15 protein-coding genes are annotated in these 15,957 nt (G+C 35.4%); 12 read left to right on the forward strand and 3 right to left on the reverse strand.

Going from position 1 to position 15,957, the window contains the following annotated elements; all coding sequences use genetic code 11:
* Positions 1-140 precede the first annotated feature (140 nt).
* A complete protein-coding gene (gene metG / locus IGJ02_RS03005) occupies positions 141-2,150 on the forward strand; it encodes a methionine--tRNA ligase (RefSeq protein WP_010760329.1) in 2,010 nt (669 codons plus the stop codon).
* A gap of 196 nt (positions 2,151-2,346) precedes the next feature.
* Complete coding sequence (locus IGJ02_RS03010; RefSeq protein WP_010760330.1) at positions 2,347-3,579, forward strand: hypothetical protein; 1,233 nt, start codon at positions 2,347-2,349, stop codon at positions 3,577-3,579.
* 143 nt (positions 3,580-3,722) lie between these two features.
* On the opposite strand, the gene IGJ02_RS03015 is transcribed toward IGJ02_RS03010, so the two are convergent.
* Both IGJ02_RS03015 and IGJ02_RS03020 read right to left on the reverse strand, forming a co-directional pair.
* Complete coding sequence (locus IGJ02_RS03015; protein WP_430603247.1) at positions 3,723-4,313, reverse strand: hypothetical protein; 591 nt, start codon at positions 4,311-4,313, stop codon at positions 3,723-3,725.
* Positions 4,314-4,489: 176 nt separating this feature from the next.
* On the reverse strand, positions 4,490-6,664 hold the full coding sequence (locus tag IGJ02_RS03020) for a HelD family protein (RefSeq protein ID WP_430603249.1): 2,175 nt from the start codon (positions 6,662-6,664) through the stop codon (positions 4,490-4,492).
* 152 nt (positions 6,665-6,816) lie between these two features.
* Between IGJ02_RS03020 and IGJ02_RS03025 the strand changes: the two genes are divergently transcribed.
* The 5 genes from IGJ02_RS03025 to IGJ02_RS03045 all read left to right on the forward strand — a co-directional run bounded on the left by IGJ02_RS03025 (position 6,817) and on the right by IGJ02_RS03045 (position 10,441).
* Positions 6,817-7,587: a TatD family hydrolase gene (locus IGJ02_RS03025; RefSeq protein ID WP_010760333.1), complete on the forward strand. Its 771-nt coding sequence runs from the start codon at positions 6,817-6,819 to the stop codon at positions 7,585-7,587.
* Complete coding sequence (gene rnmV, locus IGJ02_RS03030; RefSeq protein WP_010760334.1) at positions 7,584-8,180, forward strand: ribonuclease M5; 597 nt, start codon at positions 7,584-7,586, stop codon at positions 8,178-8,180. Before IGJ02_RS03025 ends, rnmV begins: the two co-directional genes overlap by 4 nt.
* Complete coding sequence (gene rsmA, locus IGJ02_RS03035) at positions 8,177-9,058, forward strand: 16S rRNA (adenine(1518)-N(6)/adenine(1519)-N(6))-dimethyltransferase RsmA (protein ID WP_010760335.1); 882 nt, start codon at positions 8,177-8,179, stop codon at positions 9,056-9,058. Before rnmV ends, rsmA begins: the two co-directional genes overlap by 4 nt.
* Positions 9,059-9,794: 736 nt before the next feature.
* Positions 9,795-10,130: a DMT family transporter gene (locus IGJ02_RS03040; RefSeq protein WP_010760336.1), complete on the forward strand. Its 336-nt coding sequence runs from the start codon at positions 9,795-9,797 to the stop codon at positions 10,128-10,130.
* Positions 10,127-10,441 carry a DMT family transporter gene (locus tag IGJ02_RS03045; protein WP_010760337.1) on the forward strand — a complete coding sequence of 105 codons (315 nt, stop codon included), beginning with the start codon at positions 10,127-10,129 and terminating at the stop codon, positions 10,439-10,441. The genes IGJ02_RS03040 and IGJ02_RS03045 overlap by 4 nt, the downstream gene beginning before the upstream one ends.
* Before the next feature lie 178 nt (positions 10,442-10,619).
* Here the strand turns inward: IGJ02_RS03045 and IGJ02_RS03050 are convergent, their stop codons facing one another.
* The gene (locus IGJ02_RS03050; RefSeq protein ID WP_010760338.1) at positions 10,620-11,189 is read right to left on the reverse strand and encodes a recombinase family protein; all 570 of its coding nucleotides are present in this window, start codon (positions 11,187-11,189) and stop codon (positions 10,620-10,622) included.
* Between the two features lie 455 nt (positions 11,190-11,644).
* On the opposite strand from IGJ02_RS03050, the gene IGJ02_RS03055 reads away from it, so the two are divergent.
* The 5 genes from IGJ02_RS03055 to IGJ02_RS03075 all read left to right on the forward strand — a co-directional run bounded on the left by IGJ02_RS03055 (position 11,645) and on the right by IGJ02_RS03075 (position 15,935).
* Positions 11,645-12,397: a signal peptidase I gene (locus IGJ02_RS03055; RefSeq protein ID WP_430603251.1), complete on the forward strand. Its 753-nt coding sequence runs from the start codon at positions 11,645-11,647 to the stop codon at positions 12,395-12,397.
* 89 nt (positions 12,398-12,486) lie between these two features.
* A complete protein-coding gene (locus IGJ02_RS03060) occupies positions 12,487-13,533 on the forward strand; it encodes a BsaA family SipW-dependent biofilm matrix protein (RefSeq protein WP_430603252.1) in 1,047 nt (348 codons plus the stop codon).
* 34 nt (positions 13,534-13,567) lie between these two features.
* Entirely contained in the window at positions 13,568-14,308 is a 741-nt protein-coding gene (locus tag IGJ02_RS03065; RefSeq protein ID WP_010760341.1) for a hypothetical protein, read from the forward strand.
* Positions 14,309-14,386: 78 nt separating this feature from the next.
* Positions 14,387-15,259: a BsaA family SipW-dependent biofilm matrix protein gene (locus IGJ02_RS03070; RefSeq protein ID WP_430603253.1), complete on the forward strand. Its 873-nt coding sequence runs from the start codon at positions 14,387-14,389 to the stop codon at positions 15,257-15,259.
* Between the two features lie 16 nt (positions 15,260-15,275).
* On the forward strand, positions 15,276-15,935 hold the full coding sequence (locus IGJ02_RS03075) for a hypothetical protein (protein WP_430603254.1): 660 nt from the start codon (positions 15,276-15,278) through the stop codon (positions 15,933-15,935).
* The last annotated feature ends 22 nt before the right edge of the window (positions 15,936-15,957 follow it).

A 15,957-nucleotide genomic window follows, 5' to 3' on the forward strand; every position in this document is an offset into this window, starting at 1 on the left:
TCCACCAGTTTTTTCTAAGATGAAGCTGGTGGAACCTTTTTATCTAGAGAAAATATCAGGATTTCTAGTTCAATAAAGCCAAGTATGGTATACTATTTAGGAGTAAATTCAAGAGAATGCTAGAAGGAGGATGTTTCTACATGGCAGAAAAAGAAACATTTTATATCACCACCCCGATTTATTATCCAAGCGGACAACTACATATCGGTAATTCGTATACAACAATTGCCTGCGATGCGATGGCCCGTTACAAACGTTTGATGGGCTATGACGTATTTTACTTAACAGGTGTGGATGAACATGGACAAAAAATTGAAAATAAAGCTTCAGAGTTAGGTGTTACACCAAAAGAATATGTCGATAAAATGGCGGCAGATGTTCAAAAATTATGGAAAACACTTGATATCAGCTATGATAAATTTATCCGTACAACGGATGATTACCATAAAAAAGCAGTTCAGCAGATCTTTGATCGTTTGTTAGAACAAGGAGATATCTACCTTGGTGAATACGAAGGTTGGTATTCGGTTTCAGATGAAGAGTATTTTACTGAAACACAGTTAGCAGAAGTTTATCGTGATGAAGAAGGCAAAGTGATTGGTGGTAAAGCACCGAGCGGTCATGAAGTTGAATTAGTTAAGGAAGAATCTTATTTCTTCCGTATGAGTAAATATGCAGATCGTTTGTTGAACTATTACAACGAACATCCAGAATTTATCCAACCTGAATCACGTAAGAACGAAATGATTAACAATTTCATCAAACCAGGGTTAGAGGATTTAGCTGTGTCACGTACGACCTTCTCATGGGGGATTCCATTATCCAATGATCCAAAACATGTTGTTTATGTTTGGATCGACGCGTTGTCAAACTACATCACAGCGTTAGGCTATGGATCAGAAGATGACAGCTTATTTAAAAAATATTGGCCAGCAGATGTTCATATGGTTGGAAAAGAGATTGTTCGTTTCCATACGATTTATTGGCCAATTATGTTGATGGCATTAGATTTACCTTTACCGAAGAAAATTTTCGGTCATGGTTGGTTATTGATGAAAGATGGAAAAATGTCTAAATCTAAAGGAAATGTCGTTTATCCAGAAATACTAGTCGATCGCTACGGATTAGATGCATTGCGCTATTATTTATTGCGTGCCATTCCGTTTGGTAGTGACGGTGTCTTTACTCCGGAAGATTTTGTTTCTCGTTTGAATTATGATTTGGCTAACGATTTAGGTAATTTATTGAATCGTACAATTGCGATGATCAATAAATACTGTGATGGACATGTTCCAGCATATGCATCAAAAGTTACTCCATTTGACAGTGAATTATCAACAACTGCTGCCAATGTGATCGGTAAATATCATGAAGCAATGGAAAAAATGGAATTCAACACAGCAATTGCTGAAGTTTGGACCTTGATTTCACGTGCTAACAAATATATCGATGAAACACAACCATGGGTTTTAGCGAAAGATGAAGAGAAGAAAAAAGAATTAGACAGTGTGATGGTCCACTTAGCTGAAAGCTTGCGCATTGTAGCGATTCTTTTACAACCAGTGATGACTGTGACACCGACAAAAATCTTTGAACAATTAGGCTTAGATCCAGACACGATGAATATGGAAGAAATCCACTTCGGTGAGTTTCCAACAGAAATCAAAGTTGTTGCCAAAGGAACACCGATTTTCCCTCGTTTAGAGATCGATACAGAAGTGCTTTATATTCAAAAGAAAATGTCACAAAATACGCAAACGACAACAGAAGAAATCAAATGGGACCCAGAAGAAACAGAGCTTGTTTCTGTAAAAGAGAAAGAAATCAAGTACGAAGATTTTGATAAAGTAGAGTTAAAAGTAGCAGAAGTCATTGATTGTAAAAAAGTCAAAGGCGCAGATAAATTATTGCAGTTCCGTTTAGATGCAGGAGATGGACAAGATCGTCAAATCCTCTCTGGTGTTGCAGAATTTTATCCAGATCCAAGTGCTTTGATTGGTAAAAAAGTCGTGATCGTAGCGAACTTGAAACCAAGAAAAATGCGTGGTCAGATTAGCCAAGGAATGATTCTTTCTGCTGAATCTCCTGAAGGTAAGCTACAAATTATTGATGCACCAAAAGAAATGCCAAATGGTGCAATAATTGCCTAGCTGAAGAGATTAAAATAGTTAAATAAAAACGACCAGAGTATCTGTCTAGTACAAATTTAGATAAATACTCTGGTCGTTTTTATATAAATCGAATAATTTAAAAAATAATATTGTAACGTATATCAAAAAAATATATTTTATTGTATCATTAGAATAGAACCAAAAAAAATGAGTCAATAAACGAGGAGAATGTTGGATGAAGATGAAGAAGTATATGTTGGGGATCATTACGGGAGTAGCAATTTTTTTATTAGCTGCTTGTGGTTCAGATCCAAGAAAAGATTTTACAAAAGAGCTTTTTAGCTCAAAAGGTGATGATTACAACGCCGCAAGTTTTAAGATGAAGATCAACGATTTGACGTACGATGGTGAAGAGGGTGGCGCATATGTAAAAATGTTTGCTAACCAATTAAAAGAGATGAGTATCGATGGGAAATATGCAATCGATGAGAAAGCCGATACAATGGAAATGGAGATTACGGCGAATCTATTCGGTGAAAAATTACCGCTTCAATTTGTGGGGAATAAAGATAAATACTATATGTCTACTAGTTTTGTTACAGGTATGGTGGATATAGCGAATTCATTTAACTATCCGCTTGAACTTAGCAAAAGTGATTTAAACAAACTAAAAGGAAAATACATCGATATTGCTGAAGCCGGCGATACACTCACTTCTGGAGAACTAGACAAAAAAACAAATCCATTAAAAGATAAGATGTTTACTAATTCAGAAGAGTCAAAAATGGGGAGAGAAATGAAGAAGCTAATAGAAAGCTTCGACAAAAAATCATTTAAAAAAGACAAAGATGTTGTAACACATACATTTACTAAAAAGGAAATCATCCAAATGATGGAAAAATTCAATGAAGTTGCTAAAGAAGATAAAGACTATAAAAAATCAGGCGAGCAAAAAGAAATTGAAGATGGAATCAAGTCATTGAAAAATGATGTGGATAAAATGGACCTTAAAGTCAGTATCAATCAAAAAACAAAAGCGACAGATATGGAAATTTCTTTAGCTACTAAGGATGATACCGCAGCGAATATGAGCATTGTTGTGACGATTTCTGTTACACCACAAAAAAATAGCGGGAAAATCAAGATGCCTACTAAGAAAGAAATCATCAGCCAAGGTGAATTAGAAGACATTTTTTCAAGCATTACTGGAACAACTTCTGATGATTCAGATCTAGATTTAGATGATGACTCAACTGATTATAGTGATTTAAAAGATGATCCGGAGATTCAAAAGTTGATGGATGAACAATTAGATGAAATGATCAAACAAATCGAAGCTAATCCAAGTGCAGTAACAGAAGAAAAGGCAAAAGAAGCGCGAGAAGGCGCGAAAGAAATTTTCAATGAAGAACAAATGAAAAAACTAAATGACGCTTTAGATAAAGCGTTGAGTGCAGGAACAGTTTAAACATATAGGAAGTAAACAAATATGGTAATCAGTTCAGCGTTAATTGTTTGGGCTGAGCATTAGCATTGCAGAACGATTGAATTAATAACAAAAAGCAGCCTCTCTCGACAAATGAGAGGCTGCTTTTTTACTAACTATCCCTACTAAAATTTTAACTTTCTATTTGATTTAAATCTACGGAACCGAGTTGGTAAAAGCATGATCAATACCGCATAAGGCACGCTAATGATTGACCAAGTCAAAGTTCGGCTCAAACTGTTGTTTTTGTATAACCAATTAAGTAAAAAATGTAGGCCGACTATACTAAGTGCAACAAAAATCAACACAGCATAAGTCGGTTCATTTTTAACCACAGCCCGAAGAATTCCACCGATTAATGGCACTAGATAAAAATAAGCACCGGTTAATGAGATACGCCAACTTTTTGCGATAGTTCCAAGATTTATCAAGAAAAATAAAATCGATAACACGATTCCTAAGGGTGGAAAAAAAGCGATTAGAAACGAGTAAATAGCTCCCCATAAAAGCATCAAAGGACCTTTGACAATTGCTGCGATAGCTATAAAGATCGCTATTAGAAGAAACTGTTGTGTCATGGTGCCATAAGCCAATAGGCCGAAGAGAATAAGTAATACCCAATGCCAGACTGTATTGACCTGTGGTTTTCTTTGGATCGTCACGTTCTTTTGAATCGTTGATTTTAGAAAGTCAGATTCTTCGAAGAAATTTTTCAAAAAGCACTCACTCCTATCAAATTGAAAATCAGACTGAAGTTAAGTTTACTGCTGAATAGGGAAAAAAACATCGGGCTAAAGTCGGTGTTTTAGCCTGATGTTTTTTAAGAATTGGTAAAATAGAGTGAAACAATTTTGCTACTCTAATTTTTGTACCATATTGTTGAAGAGATTGATTACTCAGCTTTAAACAGCTCAGAAAGCTCTCCAACATAAGGCAGAAAGACTTGTTTCATCCCACGAGAAATCGCAGTATAAAGAATCTTCTTCTCTCTTTCCGTTGTACCATAACGCACTGCAGAAGGATCGTGAATGATCACATTATCAAATTCAAGTCCTTTCGCCATATCGATCGAAAGAACTTGAGAATCGATCGAACTATTTTTTTGTAGCAACTGCTGTTTCAATAATTCCGCTTCTGTTGCAGTTTTTGTAATCACCACAGTATCTTCTTCGGGTGCTAATGAATTTAACATTGACGTTAACGTATCTAAATAGACCTCTTCATCGTCACAATAAACAAAGGCTGGCTTCTCACCATCTTTTCGAATAGAAACAATCTTGAGTTTCTCATGATTTGTCATTAACGTTTGAAATAGCTGAGTGATTTCTTTACTTGAGCGATAGCTATTCAATAATTGATAAGAAGTAACGGAACGACTAGAAGCAGATAATAACTCTTTTAGAGCAATAAAACTGATCGATGTATTAAAGATCGCTTGATTTTCATCGCCAGCTAGTGTGAAATTCGCTTGCGGAAATAATTTAAGCAACAAAAGAATTTGCGCTTCAGTATAATCTTGTACTTCATCTACTAAAATAAAGGCCATTTGTCGATTCGATAAGTCTTCGATGAATCTGTCTTTAAGCAATAATAAAATCACTACTTCATCTGCCGTGTAATCTTTCGTTGTTCTTTCATACGAATCTTCTTGATAAAGCTGATACAATGCTTTGAAAAGTAACCATTGGTCGAACCAAGCAAAATCAGCGATCGCATCCACTACTTTGCGGTATTTTTGTTGCAACCGTTGAAGAGCAAACTCTGCTAATTGTTCCTCATCTTCCTCAGCAAAGGTTGTGTCAAAATAACGCAATTGTTCGGCTTCAGTCAAGTCTTGCATTTGATCGATCATTTGTTTAGATTTTGACTGTTTAATCAAGTACCGATTCCATAAACTAGATAGTTTTTCCTTTGTTGCTGAAAGTCTGTCTCTGATTGATAAAGTTGTTGGTGTTTCTTGGTATAAACCAAAAATCAGTTCAGCTGAAAATATAGGTTTACGTTTGAATAAGATAGGTTTAAATAATGATTGTTGGATCAATGAAGGATCTTGAAACGTTTGGATAAAGTCAACAAAAGCTTGCGATTGGATCACCCGTTGTTGTGTATTTACTTGTTCTGCAGTGATTCGCTTAAAATAAGCTGATTCACTCTCAATTGTCATTTTTTCGCGAAATGTAAATTTAAGAAATTGTAACAACGTTAAATTCAATGGATTACGCTCACCTAGGTTTGGTAATACTTGAGAAATATAATCAATAAAAGTTGAATTAGGAGAGAGTAGTAAAATATCATCGGCAGTAATCTGTGTACGATGATTATAAAGTAAATAAGCAATTCGTTGCATGATAGCAGATGTTTTTCCACTGCCCGCAATCCCGTTAACTAAAAGCAAAGGATGACTTTCGTCACGAATGATCTCATTTTGTTCTTGTTGGATCGTTGTCGTGATATCTTTCATGTACTGAGAAGAATCCGCTTCAAGTGAATGAAGTAAAATATCATCTTGAATCGCAAGGCTAGTATCAAAAAAGTTGATCAAACGGTCTTCTTCAATAATCAATTGTCTTTTTAAATTTAGGCTAATAGGAATCTCTGTTTTATTGACGTAATAACGACTATCCCCTAAAACATTATTATAAAAAAGTGAAGCAATAGGGGAACGCCAGTCATAGATTCGTGATTCACCTTCAAGATTTGTAAAGTCATTCATACCGATATAAAAAACGTCACGATCAGAATCATCCTCTAAAAACGTCACATCAATTTTTCCAAAATAAGGAACTTTCAATAGGCGTTCTACTTTTTCTAATTGTTTTGCTGCAGTGGCATTTTGGATATTTAATTGATCGATTTCTCGATTTTTCATTTCCATCATAGCAAAAGTCTCTAAGTTATCTGAGTAACTATCAAAATTTAGTTTGGTATCGCCGCCAAATTGTTCTAGCACCGATTTTCCTGTAGTGTTGACTTCGTCAATAGCTGTTTGATACGTGTCTTTTGCTTGGCTTAATTCTTCGTAAACCTGTTGCAAATGTTGGGTTTCTTGTGTGCGGTCATTTGACATATTGGTTCCTCCTGACATAAATTGCCGTGACCGAATAGTATAAGCTATTTTTTTGAATAAAGCAATTATAAGAAGCTGATAATTTATCGGTGCTGTCCATTCAGCTTTTGGCTAAAATGTGATAAAGTATAGAAGATAGAGGAGGGGTTTACTTGATTTTTGATTCTCATACCCATTTAAATGCAGAACAATTTAATGAAGATATTCCAGAAACAATCGAACATGCAAAAGAATTAGGTGTAACAGAGATGGCGGTAGTAGGTTTTGATACACCGACAATTGAGAAGTCTCTGAAACTTAGCCAACAATATAAAGAAATCCAAAGTATTATCGGATGGCATCCAACAGAAGCTGGAAGTTATACGCCTGAAATCGAGAAAAATCTTCAACAACTATTAACAACACCAAAAGTAGTGGCACTTGGTGAAATCGGGTTAGATTATTATTGGATGGAAGACCCAAAAGAGGTTCAAGATCGTGTGTTTAGGCGCCAAATTGCTATTGCCAAAGAAATGAATTTACCAATCAGCATTCATACACGAGATGCGATGGAAGATACGTATAAAATTTTAAAAGAAGAAGACATTCGTGATATTGGCGGAATCATGCACAGCTTTAGCGGAGATCCTGAGTGGATGGCGAAATTTTTAGATATGGGCATGCACATTTCTCTAAGTGGTGTTGTGACGTTCAAAAAAGCGCTAGAAGTGCAAGACGTAGCCAAAGCAGTTCCGTTAGATCGTCTACTGGTTGAAACAGATGCTCCCTATTTAGCCCCTGTACCGTATAGAGGTAAACGTAATGAACCAGGCTATACCCGTTATGTAGTGGAAAAAATCGCAGAACTACGAGAAGTTCCCTTTGAAGAAATAGCAAAACAAACAACAAACAATGCACATCGCTTATTCAGGTTAGCCGAATGACAGATAAGTTGAGAATTGAAGAAATTATTGTCGTTGAAGGAAAAGACGATACCAGACGAATTCAAGAAGTTGTTGATGCAGATACCATTGAGACGATTGGTTCCGCGATTAATGATGATATTTTAGAACAAATCGAACATGCGCAAGAAACGCGCGGTGTTATCATTTTTACCGATCCAGATTTTTCAGGTGAAAAAATCCGTAAAACGATCATGGAAGTTGTTCCTGATGCCAAGCATGCATTCCTTTCACGTCAACTTGCGGCACCTAAAAAAAGAGGAAGTAGTTTAGGGGTGGAACATGCTAGTGATGAAGCGATTTTAGAAGCGCTAGAAAAAATTGTGACCCCTGTTAACGGGTCAGACGATTACCAAGAAATACCTAGACAAACGTTGATTGAATATGGTTTAATAGCTGGAGCTCATGCGAAAGAACGTCGTGAAAAACTAGGCGATGAATTACGTATTGGCTACACAAACAGCAAGCAACTGACCAAACGTTTAAAAATGTTTCGCATTACAGAGAATGAATTGATAAAAGTTATGAATAAATTAGACGTGTTAGCCAATGAAAAATCGGAGGAATCAATTTGACAGAATATAAAGAAATAGCCACACCTTCAAGAACCAAAGAAATTTTGAAGAAACATGGCTTTTCATTCAAAAAAAGTTTAGGCCAAAATTTTTTAACAGAACCGAATATCTTACGGAAAATCGTTGAGACTGCCGGAATCGATACTCAAACCAATGTGGTAGAAGTAGGACCTGGAATTGGTGCTTTAACGGAACAATTGGCAAAAAATGCTGCACAAGTTTTAGCATTTGAAATCGATGATCGTTTGATTCCTGTTTTAGAAGACACAATGAGCCCCTATAAAAATGTTACAGTTGTCCACAACGATGTGCTAAAAGCAGATTTGGTTGGTACGACCAATGAAGTCTTTGAACAAGCACGTCCAATCAAAGTCGTAGCCAATTTACCTTACTATATCACTACGCCAATCATGATGCATTTTTTAGAATCTGATTTAGATGTAGAAGAAATGATCGTCATGATGCAAAAAGAAGTCGCAGATCGTATCTCAGCCAAACCAGGAACGAAAGCTTATGGTTCATTATCCATCGCTGTTCAGTATTTTATGGAAGCCAGTATCGCATTTATCGTACCAAAAACAGTGTTTATTCCGCAACCAAATGTTGATTCAGCAATCATCAAACTGATCAAACGAGATAAACCGGCTGTCGAAGTAACTAATGAAAAAGAATTTTTCAAATTAACGAAAGCGTCATTCCAATTACGTCGCAAAACATTATGGAACAACTTGATTCATTTTTACGGTAAAGATGACCAAACGAAAGCTTGGTTGACAGAAAGCTTAACGGAAGCTGAAATTGATCCATCACGTCGAGGAGAAACGTTGTCATTAGTGGAATTTGGCCGTCTAAGTAACACCTTGGAAAAAAATCGTTAACTTACTAAAGTAAAAAAGTCCTATCTCATATGAGGTGGGACTTTTTATTACTCTAAGTATGCGGATATTTTCAAAAAGATTTTAGTGTGTTATAATTTGTATAGACAAAAGAAAGACGTTGACATTACTACCGCCTAAAGTAAGTAATATCAACGTTGACCGATTCACTAGGAATCTTTTTTTGATAAGATAAGTGTATCATATGTTGATTGGATTTACAAAATCATGAGACAAAAATTTTCAGAATTATCTGATCAAATTGCACTTTTTATAAGAGAGCGTATTTCTTAGAAGTATAGTTAGAACAAATAGTGATAAATAGGATTGGATTATTAAACATTATATGAGTTTTATGAAGTGTAACAACACTTTTGGTAGGTATTTTTGTGGTAATATAAACTTATTAAATTTTATTTAATAAACGTCGGAAAAATCAACTATTGCCAATTCTGTTATTATGGAGTAGAATGAGAGACAGTTTAAATAGACTAAATACTTAATTAAATAAACTAACTTTTGATAACTAGCGCCGGCTGGTTATCAGCAAAAGTGTAGACCGACAATTCTTAGGCCGTAGATAGAATTGTTGGTAGACACTTTTTTTATTTGTTCGCAGTCTAACCTTTCGGAAAAAAGACAGAATCTGCATGTGGCAAAGAGTACCACAACTATTTTTTCTATTTTCCTGTTAAGGCAGAACAAGCTCTTTCATCTTTTAAAATTAGGAGGTATTTACATGAATAAGGATTGGACAAAATTAATGATTGGTGCATTTTTTGAAGTATTATGGGTTATCGGATTGAAACATAGTAATACGTGGTGGGAAGTTTTATTGACGATTGTCTTTATTTTTATCAGTTTTTATGCGTTAGTAAAATCAGGAGAGACGTTACCTGTTGGAACAGCGTATGCAGTATTTGTTGGATTGGGTACAGCAGGTACAGTGATTACAGGTATTTTATTTTTTGGTGAAGAATTCAAGCTTTCTAAAATTCTATTAATCGCAGTCTTGCTGGTGGGTGTAATGGGATTGAAATTTGTAACAGGTGAGAAAGGAGCTAGTCAAAAATGAGTTGGTTATTTTTAATTGTTGCAGGTACATTTGAAATGTTAGGTGTCGGATCGATCAATCGTTTTAACCAAAAAAAAGATAATAAGTCTTTATTTTTATTGTTTCTGACCTTTGGTTGCAGTTTTATATTTCTTTACTTGGCAATGAAGACTTTGCCTATGGGCGTTTCGTATGCTATTTGGACCGGGATTGGAGCGGCTGGAGGAGCTATTTTAGGAATGATTTTTTATGGTGAATCTAAAGATTGGCGTAGAATGATTTTTATTGGTGTTATCTTGGCATCGGTGATTGGATTAAAGCTGATTGGATAATTTAATAAACGGCTTTTTTCTCGCTGTTTATTTGGATTTAGAGCGTGAGACAAAACGAATTTTTCGTTTTTGTCTCACGCTCTTTTTATTATGTACTACTTATAATATGAGCAGATACTTAAGTGTGTATAATAAGTAAATTGTTCTTAGTTTTTATGTGTAAATACTGTGTGTGAGTTTAATTTACTTTTCTGAGTAAGTTTTGTTTTTTGATATGATTGTAAACTGTTGGGACAGATACATTACACTTTTTTGCGATTTCAGGAACCGATAGATCCGAATTAGTATACAGTTTCATTGCTTCGCCTACCTCTTTTGTTCTTGGTGGTCTTCCTAGCTGTTTGCCATTTTCTCTGGCTGCTTCAAGTCCGGCTATTACCCTTTCACGAATCAATTCAGCCTCCATTTCAGCAAATGCACCCATAACAGTAAAAAAGAAGCGGCCCATTGCGGTCGTTGTATCTATATTATTTTGAATACTGACGAAATGGATGTTTCTCTTATCGAATTCTTCTAGTAAACTGAGTAATTGTTTCGTACCTCTAGATAAGCGATCAAGCTTAAAAATAACGAGTGTGTCGCCAGATTTCAAAGAGGACAAGACTTTATTGAGTTCGCTTCTAGATGCTTTTCGACCACTTTCACGTTCCTTATAAATAAAATCTACTCCGTAGCGCTCAAGCGCTTTTTGCTGAGAATCAAATTTTTGTTGATGCGTACTGACACGCATATAGCCAATAACTGCCATGAATAAACACCTCTATATTTTTAATAGTTTTATTGTTGCTAGTATAACGATGGGCCTTTTTCTTAAATAGTTATTAGTAGAAAAATAAAGCACACTGTCACATCGTAATCACCACCTTTAAGTTCAATAATACAAAGAGTAAAAAATTTTTTTAATACTATTGACATTAAGTTTTCTCTATAATAAACTAATGATTTTTATAGAGCAGAAACGCCTACATTTTTTTTTAAAAGAAATCATCTGGAAATACGTTATGAAAGGATTTATCCATTCAAGCGTATTTCTTTTTTGCGTTTTAGTTGATTTTCTCAATATCATTAGTTTTTTGGACACTTCAAAAGATGTCAATTCTCTAGAAAAAGAGGTTGTGTTAGAGACTAGTAGCAAGAAAGTGTGAAGGATACTAAAAATTAGTTATTTTTGATAAGTTCGAAGCAAAGTGAGGGTTCAGAAAAATGGTGAGAGAACGAAGCCAGAAACAATCGTCAGACAAAAGACAAAAGAAAAAGCGACCACCAACGAAACAACAAATAAACGATAAAAAAGGAACGAATCGTTCAAAACCAACGAGTAAGGCAACCAATAGGAATGCACATCCTAAAAATAAAAAAAGGAAACCCAATCCAGATTCTAAAAAAACTAAGAATGTCACTCGTCACAAGGTTAAGAACCCTGTTTATACGCTGTTATTTAATATTGTTTTCTATGGTTTTATTTTATTTATGATTGCTGGATCGATTATTTTTGCAACCACTAAAAATGCGGATAAGAGTGTTCTAGGTTATCGATTTTTTTGTGTTTTGACGGATTCAATGGTGCCAAGAAATCCTGAAAAACAAAAAGGGGGATTTCATTCTGGGGATGTGATTATCGTTAAAAATATTGCTGGTGAAGCAGCTGAAGTGGGGGATATCATCACCTTTCGCCCAAGTATCAAAAGCCAGGCGTTTTTGACCCATAGAGTGAAAAAAAAGTTAGATCATCTAGGCGAAACCAAAGGAACCTACTATATTACGCAAGGGGATGCCAATTTAGCTGAAGATGTTCCGGTCAATGAAAAACAAGTAGTCGGTAAAAAAATTCTAGTAATCCCTAAAATAGGAGCATTTTTAAATTTTGTACGTGAAAATCCATTCGTCTCAATCATTTTTTTGATATCAGTTTTCGGGTTTATCACGATCATCAGATACTACATTTTGAATAAATAAAGATATTTACTTTTTAATAATGGAGAAAGAATATATCTGTCACTATTGTTAAAAGGTTGATAATAAAAAAATTGGGAGGAAGTTGAGAAATGAACAAAAACAGAAAGAAAAAAGTCCTTGCGTTAGCAAGCACCTTTGCACTTGCAGCACTAGCAGCAGCAACGTTTGCTTGGTTCGCTAGTGAAGACCAAAAGACCAACCACTTTGAAGGTCAAATTGCAACAGGTAAAGATATTGAAGTGGTGGAAACCTTTGAGCCACCAACCGAATGGGATCCAGGTTCAGAAGTAAATAAAGATGTGGCAATCCAAAATATTGGTAAATACAAAGCCTTGATCCGTGTTTCATTAACAGAAACATTGCAGTTATTGAAAGACCATCAAGCAAAACCAACAACAGGTGCTGAACTTGAAGGGAAAACAAATAAAAATATTTATGTATTACCAGGAACAGATGCGCCAGCAGGCTTCACAGATTCTACTTTTGATAGTACAGGTGCGCCCAAAATAACTGTGGCAGCTGGTGACTTTGCTGGGGTTTACACATTGAAGGTTAAAGAAAAATCTGAAACGGTTGGAACCAAAACAACTTATACGTATCGTTATGCTTTTGAAAAAGGTGGAGTTTTATACTATGCAAGCGGCATTGACGGATTTGAACGTAATGCAACCAATCAAATCAAAGTAAAATCAGGTACACCAACCCTTAGTTATGTAGCTTTAGAGTATAACACCTTTGAAAAAGAGTGGACGACAGCACCAATTTATGCACCAACATTTACACAAGACGGGACATTGGTTTGGAATGTGCCAGCAGCAACAGGATCTTCTAATATCCAAATTTCATTTAACAATATCACAACAGATCCAAAAGTTGCGGACAAGTGGTATTTCAATGCTGCTGATGGTTATTTCTATTATACAAGCGTACTAAATCCAGGTGTTAACACAACACAATTGATGGACGCGGTGAAATTACTAGGAACAGCAGGTAATGAATACAGTAAATTGATCTATGACTTAACTGTAAAAGGTCAAGGAATCGCGGCATATAAAGATGCTGTAGATGACTGGCTTCCTGCAGGTGTCAACGATCCTTTAGCAACAGCGCTAAAAGGCTTAGTGCCAGCTAAATAATTGAAAGTAGCTATCTATTTAAGGAGGAAAAAGGATGAAAAGAAGACGCAGGAAAATAAAGTGGTTGCTGGCAAGTTTATTCTTACTAATCAGTTTGCCGCTTGCATTAAAACCTGTTGAAGCAAGTTCTGAATCTAATCTTCCTCCTGGAATAGTAGCTGGCGATGATCAAGGCATTAAAATCAAAAACGATGGTCAATATCTCGTTGATATTCGAGATGTAGCACCAGGGAAAAAATGGTCTACAAAAATTACGATCATCAACATTGAAAAAGATATCCCTTATCACTTAACAATGAATATCAGTAAACCCACAATGGTCAATGGGTCCTTAGATCTGTCTAAAGCTATTCAGATGACTTTGATTTATGAAGGGAAAGAAGTTTATAAAGGGCCATTATCCGGCATAAACAAAACGCTAAATCTACAAGACACATCAACGCCATTAAATTTAGGTACTTTCAAAGGTGGCGATACAAAAATGTTAGAAGCTCATTTTGAATTAGATGGAAAAGCCTACACCAACAGAGATTTTTTTGAAAAAAACGTTGTAGAGAATATCTGGCATTTTAAAGCTGTGAAAACAATGTTGCCGAATACCTTAGATCCAGAAAAACCGGAAAAACCTTTTTTGGAAACGTTAATAAGTAAATTTAAATTACCGAACACAGGTGAAGAATGGCGAAACGCCTTGCTTTTTTCATGCATAGGATTGTTCTTGATTTTAATTTCCTTACTGATAATCAAACATAAAAAACAAGAAAAAAATGGATAGACCAAATAGAAACGACAGTAAATACATGAACGCCAATTGGATTTTTTAGAACGATCAAATGATAGGAGGCGGTACAGCATGAAAAAGAGTAAGCAATATTCAACTAAAAGAAATAGACGAAGAAAAAAGAAACAAGCAAAAGTAAACACGAAGCTGATCATTGCTGTTAGTACCTTTCTCTTTTCTGGTTTGATGGTTCTAGGAAGTACATATGCTTGGTTTGTCTCAGAAGATAGTGAAGTCAACCATTTTGAGGGATCACGATTATCAGCCAAGATTGTAGAAGAATTTGAACCTGAATTTGAATGGCAACCAGGTATAATCACAAAGAAAGTTATACAAGTCAAAAATACTGGGGATATTCCTACCTTTGTCCGAATCAGTTTATACGAGTATTTATTGACGTTCAAAATAGATACAGCAGATCAAACTGGCAATGGTAATTTAGCTATTTCTCCAAACGTGGTACGACCAATAGTTGATCAAAAGGATACAACCTCATGGAAGCCAGCAGCTCAAGCTGGTGGAACGTTTTTGCATGAAGGGTACAATTTTATTGCTGAAAAAGCACTCGTCCCCAATCTGCTAACTGGAACTGAAATGTATAAATTTAAAGATAGTGGCAGAGAAAAAACAGAACTACATTGGTTTCAATTAGCCTTTCCTGATAATATCTATGTTTCCACACCACCAATGGGGACGAAAAATTATTGGTTATATAAAGATGGATACTTTTATTATTCTGAATTGCTTCAGCCTAGCGAAATAAGTGCGCCGGTGATGAAAAACATCCGATTAAGCGAAAGTGCGCCAAACAAATTTAAAGGTGCACTCTATCAATTAAACCCAATCATGGATGCACATGATGGAACTAAAGGACTTTTAAGTTCATGGAATATAGGGACTTCTGGAGAGGTGTATGACTTGTATTGGGATCGATTAAGTGACTAAAAGGAGTGGAAAGCGTGTGAAAAAAAAGCAAGGGTTAAAAAAATATTTAAGCACCAAACAACTCTTTTTATTTACGGGATTTGTCGTGATGTTTGTCAGTTTTTCATTTGGTATATATCAAACTTATGCAGCCTTAACAGATAGCGATCAAAAGCAGAATGAATTTAGAGTAGGCAATCTCCAGACGACAATTGAAGAAGAATTCGATCCGCCAACATCATTTGAACCTAACATAGACTATTCGAAAAAAGTAAGGATAAAAAACACGGGAGAACAAGAAAGTTTTATCCGAGTATTAGCATTGCCTATTCTTACAAAGAAACAGGCAAACGGTTCAATCACATTATTACCAGCAACGACTGAAGGTACGGCTCCTGTTTTGAGTATCGATTACAATTTAAATGACTGGATCGATGGGAAAGATGGCTATTTTTATTATAAAAATAAACTAGGAAAAAGCATGTACACCGCTAATTTATTTACGAAAGTAAAAATGAATCAGGCAACTATCACAGAAGAATATAAAGGGGCGTTGCTATCATTTGAAATCAAAGTAGAAGGAATCAGCGTAACTAAATTTGCATATAGAGATGCTTGGTGGAACGGAGAAATACCAACTACTAACCCATTATTGCAAATAGATGACCTATTAAAAATTCAAGTAATCAATGAGTAGCCTAGAAATTTACAGACAGGGA

The sequence above is a fragment of the Enterococcus sp. DIV0724b genome (genome assembly GCF_050531475.1).
Taxonomy (GTDB): Bacteria; Bacillota; Bacilli; order Lactobacillales; family Enterococcaceae; genus Enterococcus_L; species Enterococcus_L haemoperoxidus.

What these genes read in the sequence shown, in the direction of transcription:
- metG (WP_010760329.1), top strand. Translation starts at nt 141, where the DNA reads ATGGCAGAAAAAGAAACATTTTATATCACCACCCCGATTTATTATCCA.
- IGJ02_RS03010 (WP_010760330.1), top strand. Translation starts at nt 2,347, where the DNA reads ATGAAGATGAAGAAGTATATGTTGGGGATCATTACGGGAGTAGCAATT.
- IGJ02_RS03020 (WP_430603249.1), bottom strand. Translation starts at nt 6,664, where the DNA reads ATGTCAAATGACCGCACACAAGAAACCCAACATTTGCAACAGGTTTAC.
- rnmV (WP_010760334.1), top strand. Translation starts at nt 7,584, where the DNA reads ATGACAGATAAGTTGAGAATTGAAGAAATTATTGTCGTTGAAGGAAAA.
- IGJ02_RS03040 (WP_010760336.1), top strand. Translation starts at nt 9,795, where the DNA reads ATGAATAAGGATTGGACAAAATTAATGATTGGTGCATTTTTTGAAGTA.
- IGJ02_RS03045 (WP_010760337.1), top strand. Translation starts at nt 10,127, where the DNA reads ATGAGTTGGTTATTTTTAATTGTTGCAGGTACATTTGAAATGTTAGGT.
- IGJ02_RS03050 (WP_010760338.1), bottom strand. Translation starts at nt 11,189, where the DNA reads ATGGCAGTTATTGGCTATATGCGTGTCAGTACGCATCAACAAAAATTT.
- IGJ02_RS03055 (WP_430603251.1), top strand. Translation starts at nt 11,645, where the DNA reads ATGGTGAGAGAACGAAGCCAGAAACAATCGTCAGACAAAAGACAAAAG.
- IGJ02_RS03060 (WP_430603252.1), top strand. Translation starts at nt 12,487, where the DNA reads ATGAACAAAAACAGAAAGAAAAAAGTCCTTGCGTTAGCAAGCACCTTT.
- IGJ02_RS03065 (WP_010760341.1), top strand. Translation starts at nt 13,568, where the DNA reads ATGAAAAGAAGACGCAGGAAAATAAAGTGGTTGCTGGCAAGTTTATTC.
- IGJ02_RS03070 (WP_430603253.1), top strand. Translation starts at nt 14,387, where the DNA reads ATGAAAAAGAGTAAGCAATATTCAACTAAAAGAAATAGACGAAGAAAA.